Origin of the sequence: Lascolabacillus sp. (genome assembly GCF_028696275.1) — a bacterium.
Classification (GTDB): domain Bacteria; phylum Bacteroidota; class Bacteroidia; order Bacteroidales; family Dysgonomonadaceae; genus Proteiniphilum; species Proteiniphilum massiliensis.
On sequence record NZ_JAQVHI010000022.1, the window covers coordinates 1 to 15,258 of the forward strand.

Genomic DNA, 15,258 nt, shown 5'->3' on the forward strand with positions numbered 1-15,258 from the left:
ACATTTTATATATAATAAAAGAGGTCATCCCAAGTTTTCTTGCGGATGACCTCTTTTTTGGATTATAATTTACTCATACCTCGGTCTTATCTTCCTTATATAATAATGTGGAGGCACTGGACTTAGTAAGGGCTTGGTAAACCCCTTATAACTATAAAGTAGGTATGTAATATTATTTGAAAAACATAAAAGCATAAATGAGTGCAAAAAGCAACAAAAAATCTGATTATGAGGTTGATCATAATGTTTTTATTCTTATCTTTGCAGCCCAAATAGAAAGGAGGTTATTGCAACACTCAGATAAACAGAGAACAGGGAAAAAATTTTAAAACAGTATTATTATAGATAATCAGGTATAGCAAACGATTATACTGATATTTCTATAAATCCCATTTGCAATAATATTCACAAACTAATAAACTAACAAATTTCAAATAAAATGATAATTGTACCATTAAAAGAAGGCGAAAACATTGAAAGAGCCTTGAAAAAATTTAAACGCAAATATGAAAAAACAGGTGTAGTTAAAGAGCTTCGCAGACGTCAGGCATACATTAAACCTTCTGTGAAGAATCGTAAACAAAAACAACACGCTGTTTACGTTCAGAAAATGCAAGAAAACGAAGAATAAAATTTCCGAATTCTGAATATATTCTTTAACTTCGTAGTTCAAATGTTTTCATTGAGGGCTACTGAATGTGGAAAGAAAAATTTACAGAATATCTCCGTTATGAGAAGAACTACTCTTCTCAGACGGAGATTTCTTATTTAATAGATCTCACTCAGTTCAAAGATTTTGTTGTAGAAGAGACTGGTAGTTTCAATCCATCTGAAATCGACAGCGATATTGTAAGAATATGGATGAGCAGGCTAATGGAACAGGGAATGAAACCTTCATCCGTGAACAGGAAGCTAAGCTCATTAAAAACGTTCTTTAATTTTTTAGAGAGAAAAGAGTTAATAGGAAAAAATCCGGTTAAGCTTGTCTCAGGATTAAAAACCTCAAAGAGGCTTCCTGTCTTTGTTAACAACAGAGATATGACACGTATTCTGGATAGTCCGGATAATTATTCTGACGATTTTACAGGCTGCCGGGATCGTTTTTTAATTGAACTGCTATATGTAACAGGAATGCGACGTGCAGAGGTTATTTCATTAAAAGACAGCGACATTGATTTCAGCTCTTCCAGTCTTAAAGTGACAGGAAAAGGAAACAAACAGCGCTTTATACCATTTTCTGATGATACAAAGAATAAAATTCTAAAATATATAGAAGTAAGAGACAAAGAAATTAAGAACAAATCTCCTTTTTTGATTGTTAAAGAAAATGGAGAGCCATTAAGTCCTGTACAAGTTTATAATATTATTCGGAACCATTTGAACGACATCCCTACTCTTTCAAAAAGGAGTCCACATGTGATACGTCATTCATTTGCTACCGAAATGATGAACAATGGTGCAGAAATTAATGCTGTTAAGGAATTGCTGGGACATGTTAGTCTCTCTTCGACGGAAATCTATACTCATGTCACATTTGAAGAAATGAAAAAAACTTATCAAAAAGCTCATCCCAGAGCAAAAAAATAGAGGAGGTAAATTTATGGAACTAACGATTCAATCTGTAAACTTTGATGCAACTGAACAATTGAAAGCATTTACTGAGAAAAAGGTTAAAAAGCTTCAGCGTTTTTCTGATGATATTATTCAGGCAGAAGTAATCCTGAAAGTAATCAAACCTGAATCGGCAAAAAACAAAGATGCAGCAATTAAGATAAATATCAAACAAAAAGATGCATTCGCAAATAAAACTGCAGATACTTTCGAAGAGGCTATCGACCTGTGTATTATGGCAATTGAGAAACAAATCATAAAAACTAAAGAAAAAACTAAGGAGAACTTTTGAAAAAAAACAAACAAATGTTTTGTCATCAATAAAAATATCACTACCTTTGCGACCGTTTCACTCCTAAAAACGTTTAGGAACGGTTAAAATCAAGCATACAAGCCTCTTTAGCTCAGTTGGCCAGAGCACGTGATTTGTAATCTCGGGGTCGTTGGTTCGAATCCGACAAGAGGCTCAGAATTTTTGGGCAGTTACCAGAGTGGCCAAATGGGGCTGACTGTAACTCAGCTGGCTTACGCCTTCGGTGGTTCGAATCCATCACTGCCCACTTTTCTAGATTTAGTGATACTTTATTGAATCAATAAATCATTTTTGCGGAAGTAGCTCAGTTGATAGAGCATTAGCCTTCCAAGCTGAGGGTCGCGGGTTTGAGTCCCGTCTTCCGCTCTTTTAAATTATGTCGCAGTGCTGCACGGGACTAAAAGTTAAGTCCGAAGTAAATCGGTATGTTCCGTCTTCTACTCTTTTGCCTATGTAGCTCAGCGGTAGAGCACTTCCTTGGTAAGGAAGAGGTCGCGGGTTCAATTCCCGCCATCGGCTCGACAATTTATGGAACGACATTAGGATCAAGATTAGGGGCAGAAGTGCCGAGTGTCTTGAGTTTCACTGTTTATAGACGTAAATACAAAGAATACATATATTATTTAAACTAATTAATAGGACATTTTATGGCAAAAGAACATTTTAACCGGACGAAGCCGCATGTGAATATCGGTACTATCGGTCACGTTGACCACGGTAAAACTACTCTAACGGCTGCTATCACCACCGTCTTAGGAAAAAAAGGATTCTCACAGGTTCGCTCATTCGATTCAATCGACAACGCTCCGGAAGAAAAAGAAAGAGGTATTACAATCAATACTTCACACGTTGAATATGAAACTGCAGAACGTCACTATGCACACGTTGACTGTCCGGGTCACGCTGACTATGTAAAGAATATGGTTACTGGTGCTGCTCAGATGGACGGTGCTATTATAGTTGTTGCTTCAACTGATGGTCCAATGCCTCAGACACGTGAACACATTCTTCTTGCACGTCAGGTAAACGTTCCAAGGCTGGTTGTTTTCATGAATAAGGTTGACTTGGTTGACGACGAAGAGATGCTAGAATTAGTAGAAATGGAAATGCGTGAATTGCTTTCATTCTACAACTTCGATGGTGACAACACTCCGGTTATTCAAGGTTCTGCTCTTGGTGCACTTAACGGTGAGCCAAAATGGGAAGAAAAAATTATGGAGCTTATGGATGCTGTTGATACTTGGATTCCACTGCCTCCACGTGATGTTGACAAACCATTCTTGATGCCTATAGAAGACGTATTCTCAATTACTGGTCGTGGTACTGTTGCTACAGGTCGTATCGAAACAGGTATCATCAAAACTGGTGAAGAAGTACAGATCATCGGTCTAGGAGCTGAAGGCAAGAAATCAGTTGTTACAGGAGTTGAAATGTTCCGTAAGATCCTTGACGAAGGTCAGGCTGGTGATAACGTAGGACTTTTACTACGTGGTATCGACAAAGATGAAATCAAACGCGGTATGGTTATTTCTCACCCAGGTAAAGTTAAACCTCACTCTAAATTCAAAGCAGAGGTTTATATCCTGAAGAAAGAAGAAGGTGGACGTCACACTCCATTCCATAACAAATACCGTCCTCAGTTCTACATCCGTACACTTGACGTTACCGGTGAAATTTCTCTACCAGAAGGCGTAGAAATGGTTATGCCAGGTGACAACGTTACAATTGACGTTGAACTTATCTACCCAGTAGCATGTAACGTAGGTCTTCGTTTCGCGATCCGTGAAGGTGGACGTACAGTTGGTGCCGGACAGATTACTGAGCTGATTGACTAATAATACCGAAATCATTTGTCTTTACTGACAAGGATTAAAGTATAATCAATATTGACCCTCCGAACCTTCTTCTTTATGAAGAAATAAGGAGGGTAACTTTACGGGTCTAGCTCAGTTGGTAGAGCACTGGTCTCCAAAACCAGGTGTCGGGAGTTCGAGTCTCTCGACCCGTGCTAGAAATGATCTGAAATAGATGAAAAAAATAGTTGCATATATAAAGGATTCTTATACAGAATTAGTTCATAAGGTATCCTGGCCATCCAAAGAAGAACTATCCGGCAGTACGGTGATTGTTTTAATTGCTTCCATAATAATTGCCTTAGTAGTATTTGGAATAGATTCTTTATTTGAGTGGATATTAAAAATCCTCTACGGTATTTTATAATCCTGAATTAGAGACACAATGACTGAAGAGAGAAAAAAATGGTACGTTTTGCGTTCCGTTAGTGGTAAGGAAAATAAGGTCAAAGAATATCTTGAGTCAGAGATAAAAAAAACCGATTTGGGGAAATATATTTCTCAAGTCTTAATCCCTACAGAGAAAACTTTTACGGTGCGAAACGGGAAAAAAGTGATGAAAGAACGCGCTTATCTTCCCGGCTATGTACTTATTGAAGCTGAACTGACAGGGGAGGTTATTCACGAACTTAAGAATATCAATTTTGTAGCCGGTTTTCTGCCTAATACAACTAACCCCCAACCTTTAAAAGAGTCGGAGGTTAAGCGTATTCTTGGCACAATGGATGAATTGGAAGAAGCTGGCGAAGATATGGATATGAAATACTATGTTGGAGAAAATGTTAAAGTGATCAGCGGTCCTTTCAGCAGTTTCTCTGGTGTGGTTGAAGAGGTGAATGACGAGAGAAAGAAACTCAAAGTGATGGTTAAAATTTTCGGTAGAAAACAGCTGCTGGAATTAAGTTATATGCAAGTAGAGAAAGAATAATCAGATATTTGGTTACGCAGATTCTGTAAATTCTTCAAAGTGTTTCGAAAAATCCCAATTAATTAAAATCAAGAAAATGGCTAAAGAAGTTGCCGGACAACTAAAATTACAAATTAAAGGAGGAGCTGCAAATCCATCACCTCCCGTAGGACCTGCATTAGGTTCGAAAGGACTAAATATTATGGATTTCTGCAAGCAATTCAATGCCAGGACTCAGGACAAAGCCGGTAAGATATTACCAGTGGTAATTACATACTATGCCGACAAGTCGTTTGATTTTATTGTTAAAACACCACCGGTTGCAGTACAACTGTTAGAAGCAAGTAAAGCAAAGGGAGGTTCAGCTGAACCTAATCGCTTAAAAATAGCTGCAATTACCTGGGAACAGGTTGAAGCTATTGCACGCGAGAAAATGACCGACTTAAACTGTTTCACACTGGAGTCTGCAATGAGAATGGTAGCTGGTACGGCCCGAAGCATGGGTATTACAGTAAAAGGGAAATTTCCTCAGAATATTAATATTTAAAACTTCAATTGAGACATGAGTAAACTTACAAAAAATCAAAAGTTAGCTTTAAGTAAAATTGAAGTGGGGAAAGCCTATTCACTAAAAGAGGCAGCAGTTCTGGTTAAAGAAATTACTACAACTAAATTTGATGCTTCTGTTGATATCGATGTACGCCTAGGCGTGGATCCACGTAAAGCTAACCAAATGGTAAGAGGTGTTGCATCTCTTCCACACGGAACAGGAAAACAAGTAAGAGTTCTTGTATTGTGTTCTCCGGAGGTCGAAGCCCAAGCTAAAGAAGCTGGTGCCGACTACGTAGGACTGGATGAATATATCGAAAAAATTAAGGGTGGTTGGACAGATATTGATGTTATAATCACTCAACCGCAAATTATGGGTAAAATAGGTGCACTTGGCCGTATATTAGGTCCACGTGGTCTTATGCCTAACCCAAAGAGCGGTACTGTAACTCCCGACGTAGCAACTGCTGTGAAGGAAGTTAAACAGGGTAAAATCGACTTTAAAGTTGATAAAGCCGGTATTATTCATACTTCTATAGGAAAAGTATCATTTACGCCGGAACAGATTCGAGACAACGCTAGAGAATTTATCCAAACGTTGATCAAATTGAAACCGTCAGCAGCAAAAGGTACTTATATTAAGAGCGTTTATCTTTCTAGTACAATGAGTCCCGGTATTAAACTGGATACAAAATCATTAGAAGAAACCAATTAAAAAAGGAAATCAATGAAAAAGGAAGATAAAAAACGAATAATAGAGCAAATATCAGCTGATCTGCAGAAATACGAAAACTTCTATCTCACAGACATTGCAACATTAAATGCAGAGAAAACGAGTATATTAAGAAGAGAATGTTACACTGAAGATATTAAGCTGGTAGTTGTTAAGAATACCTTATTGCAAAAAGCATTCGAATCATTAGATAAGAACTATGAAGAGCTGTATCCTGTATTAAAAGGAAATACAGCTATTATGTTCTCTGATGTAGCAAATGCTCCTGCTAAGCTAATTGATAAACATAAGGCAGATAAGATACCTGTATTTAAAGGTGCTTATGTTCAGGAAAGCTTCTTTATTGGAGCAAACACACTGAAAGACCTTGTAAACATCAAGAGCAAAACAGAGCTTATTGGAGATGTTATTGGATTATTACAATCTCCTGCTAAGAATGTTATCTCAGCACTCCAATCCGGCGGTAATACTATACACGGAGTTCTGAAAACTCTGTCGGAAAGAGAATCTTAATTAAAGATCCGAATAATTTATTGAAAATAAATTTTTCAGACAACAAACAGAATTAGTAATCAATTTAAACAAATACAAAAAATGGCAGACTTAAAAAAATTTGCTGAAGACCTGGTTAACTTAACTGTAAAAGAGGTTAATGAACTAGCCGAAATTTTAAAAACTGAGTACGGTATTGAACCAGCTGCTGCAGCTGTTGCTGTTGCTGCAGGACCTGTAGGTGGTGAAGAAGCCGCTGCTGAAGAAAAGAATTCATTCGATGTAATTCTTAAGAGCGCTGGCACTGCAAAACTTGCAGTTGTTAAAGCGGTTAAAGAACTTACCGGACTAGGGCTTAAAGAAGCTAAAGATCTAGTTGACGCTGCTCCAAGTGAATTGAAAAAAGGTGTAACAAAAGACGAAGCTGACGCTTTGAAAAAACAACTTGAAGAGGCTGGAGCAGAAGTTGAACTTAAATAGCATATACCTATATTAGGTTTATTCGGTTAGGAATCTTCAGCACTGAAGGTTCTTAACCTTTTCTGTCAATATATATTAGGTTCATAAATTCATCCCCATGTCTTCAAACAAAGCTAATCAAAGAATAAATTTTGCGTCGATTAAAAATCCGCTTGACTTCCCAGACTTTTTGGAAGTTCAGTTACAATCATTTCAGGATTTTATCCAACTCGACACACCCCCGGAAAGCAGAAAAAAGGAAGGATTGTATAAGGTTTTCACGGAAAATTTCCCAATCACAGATACCCGAAACAATTTTGTACTTGAGTTTTTAGATTACTATGTTGATCCTCCACGCTATTCTATAGATGAGTGCGTTGACAGAGGACTGACTTATAGTGTGCCACTAAAAGCAAAACTATATCTGTACTGTACTGACCCTGACCACGAGGATTTTACACCGGTCATTCAAGATGTTTATCTGGGAACTATACCCTATATGACCGAGAAGGGTACATTTGTTATTAACGGTGCGGAACGTGTTATCGTTTCACAGCTTCACCGTTCGCCGGGCGTGTTCTTTGGACAGAGCCTTCATGCGAATGGAAGTGTTCTGTATTCTGCCCGTGTTATTCCTTTTAGAGGATCATGGATAGAATTTGCAACGGATATCAACAACGTAATGTACGCCTATATAGATAGGAAAAAGAAATTACCTGTTACTACTCTTTTACGTGCCATTGGGTTTGAGAATGATAAAGATATTCTTGAAATATTTGATCTTGCTGAAGAGGTAAAAGCAAATAAAACAAACCTGAAGAAAGTTTTAGGCCGTAAACTAGCTGCACGTGTCTTGAAATCCTGGATGGAAGATTTTGTGGATGAAGATACGGGTGAAGTTACTTCAATCGAAAGAAATGAGGTAATCATTGAACGTGAAACAATTCTTGAACAAGAGCATATAGATGAAATTATTGAATCTGGTGTATCTTATATTCTTCTACATAAAGAGGCATCCAATTCAATTGACTACTCTATAATTTATAATACTCTGCAGAAAGACCCGAGCAACTCGGAAATTGATGCTATTAAACACATTTATCGTCTATTACGTAGCGCTGAGCCAGCAGATGATTCAAGTGCACGAGAAGTTATAAACAACCTATTCTTCTCCGAAAAGAGATATGACTTAGGCGATGTGGGACGATACAGAATAAATAAGAAACTCAATCTTAATATCGCAGATGATATTCGTGTACTCACGAAAGAAGATATTATTGAGATTATAAAATACCTTATCGAATTAATTAACTCTAAAGCGGTTGTAGATGATATTGACCACTTAAGCAACAGACGTGTAAGAACTGTTGGTGAGCAGTTATATACTCAATTCGGTATAGGTTTAACTCGTATGGCACGTATTATCCGTGAAAGGATGAACGTAAGGGATAACGAGGTGTTTACACCTATTGATCTAATTAATGCGAAAACAATTTCTTCCGTAATTAATACATTCTTCGGAACGAATGCTTTATCGCAGTTTATGGATCAAACGAATCCTCTTGCCGAAATTACACACAAAAGACGTTTATCAGCACTAGGGCCAGGCGGTTTATCACGTGAGCGTGCCGGTTTTGAAGTGCGTGACGTTCATTTTACTCACTATGGCCGTCTCTGTCCTATTGAAACTCCTGAAGGTCCAAATATCGGACTTATTTCATCACTTTGCGTTTATGCAAAAATTAATGATCTTGGTTTCATTGAGACTCCATATCGTAAAGCTGAGAATGGTGTCGTAAATATAAATAATGAAGATATCATTTATTTAGCAGCGGAAGAGGAAGAAGAAAAAATTATTGCACAGGGTAATGCTCCACTTGATGAAAATGGCCGTTTTATAAATCCAAGGGTTAAATCAAGACAAGATGCAGACTACCCGGTAGTTGCACCTGAAGAGGTGGATCTGATGGATGTATCTCCAATGCAGATTGCATCTATAGCCGCATCACTTATTCCATTCCTTGAACATGATGATGCTAACCGTGCTCTCATGGGTTCAAATATGATGCGCCAGGCTGTTCCACTTATTCGTACTGAAGCCCCGATCGTGGGAACTGGTATTGAAGGAAATGTAATTAAAGACTCCAGAACCCAGATAGTAGCTGAAGGTAATGGGGTTATTACATATGTTGATGCAACAACTATTAAGATTAAATATGAGAGAACTGAAGAAGAAGAATTCACCAGCTTCGAAGATTCAGAAAAGACTTATAATATACCTAAATTCCGTAAGACAAACCAGAATACAACTGTTGACCTCCGTCCTATTTGCAGTGTAGGTCAGCAAGTTAAAGCTGGAGAGATTCTAACAGAAGGTTATGCTACTGAAAATGGTGAACTGGCATTAGGTAAGAACCTTAAAGTGGCTTTCATGCCTTGGAAAGGTTATAACTTTGAGGATGCTATTGTACTTAACGAGAGAATGGTTAGTGAAGATGTATTTACATCTGTTCACGTTGAGGAGTTCTCACTCGAGGTTCGTGAAACCAAGAGAGGTATGGAAGAACTTACTTCGGACATTCCAAACGTAAGTGAAGAGGCAACCAAAGATCTTGATGAGAGAGGAATCGTAAGAGTTGGTGCCAGAATTAAACCTGGTGATATTCTTATTGGTAAGATTACTCCTAAAGGTGAATCAGATCCATCTCCGGAAGAGAAATTACTTCGTGCTATATTCGGTGATAAGGCAGGTGATGTTAAAGATGCATCACTAAAAGCATCTCCTTCTCTTAAAGGGGTAGTTATTCATACAAATCTATTCTCTAAAGCATCCAAGAAAGGCAAGACTAAACTTTCAAATAAAGCTATACTCCCAAAACTGGATGAAGAGTATGAGGCAAAATTTGAAGAGTTAAGAAAAATTCTGATAGAAAAGCTTATTAAGCTGACTGATGGCAAAACTTCTGCCGGAGTGAAAGATTACACCAATATTGATATCGTTCCTAAAGGTGCTAAATTTACTCCAAAGATTTTATCTGACATAGATTATCAATCTGTTCAGTTAAATAAATGGACTACAGATACTCATAAGAATACACTTATACGTGCAACGGTTATCAATTATTTGCGCAGGTTTAAAGAACTTGATGCAGAACTTAAACGTAAGCGTTTTGACCTGACAATTGGAGACGAATTGCCATCAGGTATTATGCAAAGTGCTAAAGTGTATGTTGCTAAAAAGCGCAAAATACAGGTGGGAGATAAAATGGCGGGTCGACACGGTAATAAAGGTATCGTTTCAAAAATTGTTCGCCAGGAAGATATGCCTTTCTTAGCAGACGGAACACCTGTTGATATCGTTTTAAATCCTCTGGGTGTACCATCACGTATGAACCTTGGACAGATTTTTGAAACTGTATTAGGCTGGTCAGGAAAACAGCTGGGAGTTAAATTTGCTACCCCAATTTTTGATGGCGCTCAATTGGAAGACATGAATGAGTGGACAGATAAAGCTGGTATTCCTGCATATGGAAAAACTTATTTGTATGACGGTGGAACAGGTGAAAGATTTGACCAGCCGGCTACAGTAGGAATTATTTATATGCTTAAGCTTGGTCATATGGTTGAAGATAAAATGCATGCACGTTCTATTGGACCATATTCACTTATTACACAGCAGCCGTTGGGTGGTAAAGCTCAGTTCGGAGGTCAGCGTTTTGGTGAGATGGAGGTGTGGGCACTTGAAGCATTTGGAGCTTCTCACATTCTTCAGGAAATTCTTACTGTTAAATCGGATGATGTTGTTGGACGTTCCAAAGCATATGAAGCAATAGTTAAGGGTGAGGCAATGCCTCAGCCGGGTATACCTGAGTCGCTCAATGTACTTATTCATGAGCTTCAGGGATTGGGACTAGACATCTCTCTCGATTAATTTTTCACCGATGGATGATTATTGCAGTTTATCTGCATAATCATCTTCAGGAGATTCAAACAAAAAATTATAACTCTTTATAAAGGTTATTATGGCATATAGAAAAGAGAATAAAATAAAGAGTAACTTTTCAAAAATTACGATCAGTCTGGCTTCACCGGAAAAAGTTCTTGAAAACTCTTATGGCGAAGTTTTAAAGCCGGAAACAATTAACTACCGTACATACAAACCTGAACGTGACGGATTATTTTGCGAACGTATATTCGGTCCAGTAAAAGATTACGAATGTCACTGCGGAAAATATAAAAGAATTCGTTATAAGGGTATCGTGTGTGATCGTTGCGGTGTAGAAGTTACAGAAAAAAAGGTGCGTCGCGAACGTACGGGACATATCCATCTGGTAGTTCCTGTTGCTCATATATGGTATTTTAGATCATTACCTAATAAAATAGGTTATCTGTTAGGTATACCAACAAAAAAACTGGATACAATTATTTATTACGAAAGATATGTCGTAATCCAGCCTGGTATTCTTGAGGACAAATTGTCGGAAAAAGATCTTTTGACAGAAGATGAATATCTTGAATATCTGGACTCAATTCCAAAGGAGAATCAACTTCTAGAAGATTCCGATCCAAATAAATTTATTGCTAAGATGGGTGCAGAAGCACTGTTGAGCCTGCTTGAAAGAATAAATCTTGACAAACTGGCAAATCAACTGCGTCACAAAGCAAATACTGAAACTTCTCAGCAACGTAAGAATGAAGCACTTAAGCAACTACAGGTAGTAGAGGCCTTCCGTGGTTCAAAAAATATTAATAAGCCTGAGTGGATGATAATGAAGGTAATTCCTGTTATTCCACCTGATCTCAGGCCACTGGTTCCTCTTGATGGAGGAAGATTTGCCACATCAGACTTGAATGACCTTTATCGCAGGGTTATCATACGTAATAATCGTCTGAAAAGGTTGATCGATATTAAGGCTCCTGATGTGATCCTCAGAAATGAGAAACGTATGCTTCAGGAATCGGTAGATTCATTATTTGACAACTCTCGTAAATCGAGTGCAATTAAAACTGAATCAAACCGTCCGTTGAAATCTCTATCTGACAGTTTAAAAGGAAAACAGGGGCGTTTCCGTCAAAACTTACTTGGAAAACGTGTGGACTACTCTGCCCGTTCGGTTATTGTGGTTGGTCCGGAGCTTAAGATGCATGAATGTGGTCTTCCTAAGGACATGGCAGCTGAATTATACAAACCGTTTATTATCCGTAAGTTAATAGAAAGAGGTATTGTTAAAACAGTTAAGTCTGCTAAAAAGATTGTTGACAGGAAAGAGCCTGTTGTTTACGATATACTTGAATATGTGATGAAAGGACACCCGGTTCTTCTGAACCGTGCCCCTACCCTTCACAGATTGGGTATTCAGGCTTTCCAGCCAAAACTTATCGAGGGTAAAGCAATTCAGTTGCACCCACTTGCATGTACTGCGTTTAACGCGGACTTTGATGGTGACCAGATGGCTGTTCACCTTCCTCTTGGAAATGAAGCAATTCTTGAAGCTCAGCTATTGATGCTTGCTTCTCATAATATTCTTAATCCGGCTAACGGTGCACCAATTACAGTTCCTTCACAGGACATGGTTCTCGGACTATACTACATTACAAAAATACGTCCGGGGGCTAAAGGAGAAGGAATGATTTTCTATGGTGAAGAAGAAGCTATAATTGCTTATAACGAAGGAGCAGTAGATATTCATGCTCTTGTTAAGGTAATTGTTGATGATATTGACGAAGAAGGAAATCCGATTCGTAAAATGCACGAAACTACTGTAGGCCGTGTTATTACAAATGAGGCTATTCCAAAAGAGGTGGGATATGTAAACGAACTGCTTTCTAAAAAATCTCTTCGCGATATTATTGGAAAGGTTATAAAAACTTGTGGTGTTGCACGTACTGCTCAGTATCTTGATGATATTAAGGACCTCGGTTATAAAATGGCATTCAAGGGAGGATTATCATTCAATCTTGAAGATGTAATTATACCAAAAGAGAAAGAATCTCTTATTCAGCAAGGTTATGACGAGGTTGAGCAGATTCTTGAGAACTACAATATGGGATTCATTACCTATAATGAACGTTATAACCAGATTATTGACACATGGACACATATTAACTCCAAGCTGTCGAATATTCTGATGAAACAATTATCAGAAGATGACCAGGGATTCAACTCTGTTTACATGATGCTTGATTCTGGAGCGCGTGGTTCGCGTGAACAGATCAGACAGTTATCAGGTATGCGTGGATTGATGGCGAAACCTCAAAAAAGTGGTGCTGAAGGTTCTCAGATTATTGAAAACCCAATTCTCGCTAACTTTAAAGAAGGTTTGTCGGTTCTTGAGTATTTCATCTCTACTCACGGTGCTCGTAAAGGTCTTGCGGATACAGCTCTTAAAACAGCTGACGCTGGTTATCTGACACGCCGTCTGGTTGACGTATCTCAGGATGTTATTGTAAATGAAGTTGACTGTGGCACTTTAAGAGGTTTAACAGCAACAGCTATTAAGAATAACGAAGAGGTAATTGCTTCTCTGTATGAACGTATTCTTGGTCGTGTCTCTGTACATGATGTACAGCATCCTAACACTGGAGAAATTATCGTAAATTCAGGTGAAGAAATTACTGAAGAGATTGCTAAGAAAATAGAAGAATCTCCGATTGAACGTGTTGAAATAAGATCAGTTCTGACTTGTGAATCATCACATGGAGTATGTGCTAAATGTTATGGTAGAAACCTTGCAACCGGTCATATGGTTCAAAAAGGTGAAGCTGTTGGTGTTATTGCTGCTCAGTCAATTGGTGAGCCGGGAACTCAGCTTACACTTAGAACATTCCACGTTGGGGGTATCGCATCTAACATAGCTGCAGAAAGTAGAATAATAGCAAAATATGATGGTATTGTTGAGTTTGAAGAACTACGCTTTGTAGAAACAGCTGACTCAGAAGGCAAACCATACAAAGTTGTTGTAAGCCGTTTGATGGAAATGAGAATTATCGATCCAAATACAAAAATTGTATTACTTTCTCATAACGTACCTTACGGTTCTAAACTCTACTTCAATCAGGGTGACAAAATTAAAAAAGGTGATCTGATATGTGAATGGGATCCATTCAATGCAGTAATTGTATCTGAAGCATCTGGTAGAATCCGTTTCGAAAACTTTACCGAAAACCTTACTTATAAGGTTGAATCTGACGAACAGACAGGGTTGAAAGAAAAGGTAATTATTGAATCTAGGGATAAAACAAAAGCTCCATCTGCACATATTGTTGATGAGAACGATGATATTTTAAGAACATATACACTACCTTTAGGTTCTCACATTGTTAAAAATGAGAATGATGTTATTAAAGCTGGTGATACGTTAGTAAAAATACCTCGTGCAGTTGGAAAATCTGGTGACATCACCGGAGGTTTACCACGAGTTACTGAGTTATTTGAAGCACGTAATCCTTCTAACCCTGCTGTTGTAACCGAAATTGATGGTGAGGTATCTTTTGGTAAGATCAAGAGAGGTAATCAGGAAATTTCAGTTACTTCAAAAACAGGTGAAGTTAAAAAATATCTTGTTCCATTGTCCAAGCAGATACTTGTTCAGGAAAATGACTATATCCGTGCTGGTATGCCTCTTTCAGAAGGCGCAATTACTCCGGCTGATATACTGGCAATTAAAGGGCCTACGGCTGTACAGGAGTATATTGTGAACGAAGTTCAGGATGTTTATCGTCTGCAAGGTGTTAAGATTAATGATAAGCACTTTGAAGTAATAGTACGACAGATGATGCGTAAAGTTGAGGTTGTTGATCCGGGTGATACTCGTTTCTTAGAACAGCAACTGGTTGACAAACTCGAAATTATGGAAGAAAATGACCGCACTTGGGGTAAGAAAGTAATTACTGATGCGGGTGATTCTCAAATATTCGAACCAGGCCAGATTGTTACAGTTCGTAAACTACGTGATGAGAACAGTTCTCTGAAACGTCGTGACTTGAAACTAGTGGAAGCACGTGATGCAGTTCCTGCAACAGCTAATCAGGTATTACAGGGTATTACCCGTGCAGCTCTTCAAACAACCAGCTTTATGTCTGCCGCTTCATTCCAGGAAACAACAAAAGTACTTAACGATGCAGCTATTCATGGTAAAGTTGATACTTTGGATGGACTTAAAGAGAACGTTATTGTTGGGCATCTTATACCTGCCGGTACCGGTCAGAGAGAGTTTGACAAGCTTGTTGTTGGATCTCGTGAAGATTTTGAGAAAATCAATGCAAACAAAAGAAGTAATCTGTTCCAGGAAGCAATTTCTCAGGAATAAATTAACTGATATAATATTTAAAAACCCGGAGC

12 protein-coding genes and 5 tRNA genes are annotated in these 15,258 nt (G+C 38.1%); all 17 read left to right on the forward strand.

The window, feature by feature from the left end:
- Positions 1–439: 439 nt before the first annotated feature.
- The 17 genes from rpsU (at position 440) to rpoC (ending at position 15,226) form a co-directional block, all read left to right on the forward strand.
- On the forward strand, positions 440–631 hold the full coding sequence (rpsU, locus tag PHO43_RS06755) for a 30S ribosomal protein S21 (RefSeq protein WP_045090196.1): 192 nt from the start codon (positions 440–442) through the stop codon (positions 629–631).
- 65 nt (positions 632–696) lie between these two features.
- Positions 697–1,587: a tyrosine-type recombinase/integrase gene (locus tag PHO43_RS06760; protein WP_045090197.1), complete on the forward strand. Its 891-nt coding sequence runs from the start codon at positions 697–699 to the stop codon at positions 1,585–1,587.
- A gap of 13 nt (positions 1,588–1,600) precedes the next feature.
- On the forward strand, positions 1,601–1,903 hold the full coding sequence (hpf, locus tag PHO43_RS06765) for a ribosome hibernation-promoting factor, HPF/YfiA family (RefSeq protein WP_045090198.1): 303 nt from the start codon (positions 1,601–1,603) through the stop codon (positions 1,901–1,903).
- 101 nt (positions 1,904–2,004) lie between these two features.
- Positions 2,005–2,078: transfer RNA gene (locus tag PHO43_RS06770), tRNA-Thr, on the forward strand.
- A gap of 10 nt (positions 2,079–2,088) precedes the next feature.
- A tRNA-Tyr gene (locus PHO43_RS06775) sits at positions 2,089–2,171 on the forward strand.
- A gap of 46 nt (positions 2,172–2,217) precedes the next feature.
- Positions 2,218–2,290, forward strand: a tRNA-Gly gene (locus tag PHO43_RS06780).
- 81 nt (positions 2,291–2,371) lie between these two features.
- Positions 2,372–2,443, forward strand: a tRNA-Thr gene (locus tag PHO43_RS06785).
- Between the two features lie 128 nt (positions 2,444–2,571).
- Positions 2,572–3,759 carry an elongation factor Tu gene (gene tuf, locus PHO43_RS06790; protein ID WP_053825941.1) on the forward strand — a complete coding sequence of 396 codons (1,188 nt, stop codon included), beginning with the start codon at positions 2,572–2,574 and terminating at the stop codon, positions 3,757–3,759.
- Between the two features lie 100 nt (positions 3,760–3,859).
- Positions 3,860–3,932, forward strand: a tRNA-Trp gene (locus PHO43_RS06795).
- Positions 3,933–3,952: 20 nt separating this feature from the next.
- The gene (gene secE, locus PHO43_RS06800; RefSeq protein WP_045090200.1) at positions 3,953–4,144 is read left to right on the forward strand and encodes a preprotein translocase subunit SecE; all 192 of its coding nucleotides are present in this window, start codon (positions 3,953–3,955) and stop codon (positions 4,142–4,144) included.
- 18 nt (positions 4,145–4,162) lie between these two features.
- Positions 4,163–4,705 carry a transcription termination/antitermination protein NusG gene (gene nusG, locus PHO43_RS06805; protein WP_045090201.1) on the forward strand — a complete coding sequence of 181 codons (543 nt, stop codon included), beginning with the start codon at positions 4,163–4,165 and terminating at the stop codon, positions 4,703–4,705.
- A 76-nt stretch (positions 4,706–4,781) separates the two neighbouring features.
- Entirely contained in the window at positions 4,782–5,231 is a 450-nt protein-coding gene (rplK, locus tag PHO43_RS06810; protein ID WP_045090202.1) for a 50S ribosomal protein L11, read from the forward strand.
- A 15-nt stretch (positions 5,232–5,246) separates the two neighbouring features.
- Positions 5,247–5,948: a 50S ribosomal protein L1 gene (rplA, locus tag PHO43_RS06815; RefSeq protein ID WP_045090203.1), complete on the forward strand. Its 702-nt coding sequence runs from the start codon at positions 5,247–5,249 to the stop codon at positions 5,946–5,948.
- Positions 5,949–5,960: 12 nt separating this feature from the next.
- Positions 5,961–6,479, forward strand: a complete 519-nt coding sequence (gene rplJ, locus PHO43_RS06820; protein ID WP_045090204.1) for a 50S ribosomal protein L10 — start codon at positions 5,961–5,963, stop codon at positions 6,477–6,479.
- Between the two features lie 81 nt (positions 6,480–6,560).
- Positions 6,561–6,938 carry a 50S ribosomal protein L7/L12 gene (gene rplL / locus PHO43_RS06825; protein WP_045090205.1) on the forward strand — a complete coding sequence of 126 codons (378 nt, stop codon included), beginning with the start codon at positions 6,561–6,563 and terminating at the stop codon, positions 6,936–6,938.
- Positions 6,939–7,035: 97 nt separating this feature from the next.
- Complete coding sequence (gene rpoB, locus PHO43_RS06830) at positions 7,036–10,848, forward strand: DNA-directed RNA polymerase subunit beta (protein ID WP_053825939.1); 3,813 nt, start codon at positions 7,036–7,038, stop codon at positions 10,846–10,848.
- A 91-nt stretch (positions 10,849–10,939) separates the two neighbouring features.
- Complete coding sequence (rpoC, locus tag PHO43_RS06835) at positions 10,940–15,226, forward strand: DNA-directed RNA polymerase subunit beta' (protein WP_053825938.1); 4,287 nt, start codon at positions 10,940–10,942, stop codon at positions 15,224–15,226.
- Positions 15,227–15,258: the final 32 nt, after the last annotated feature.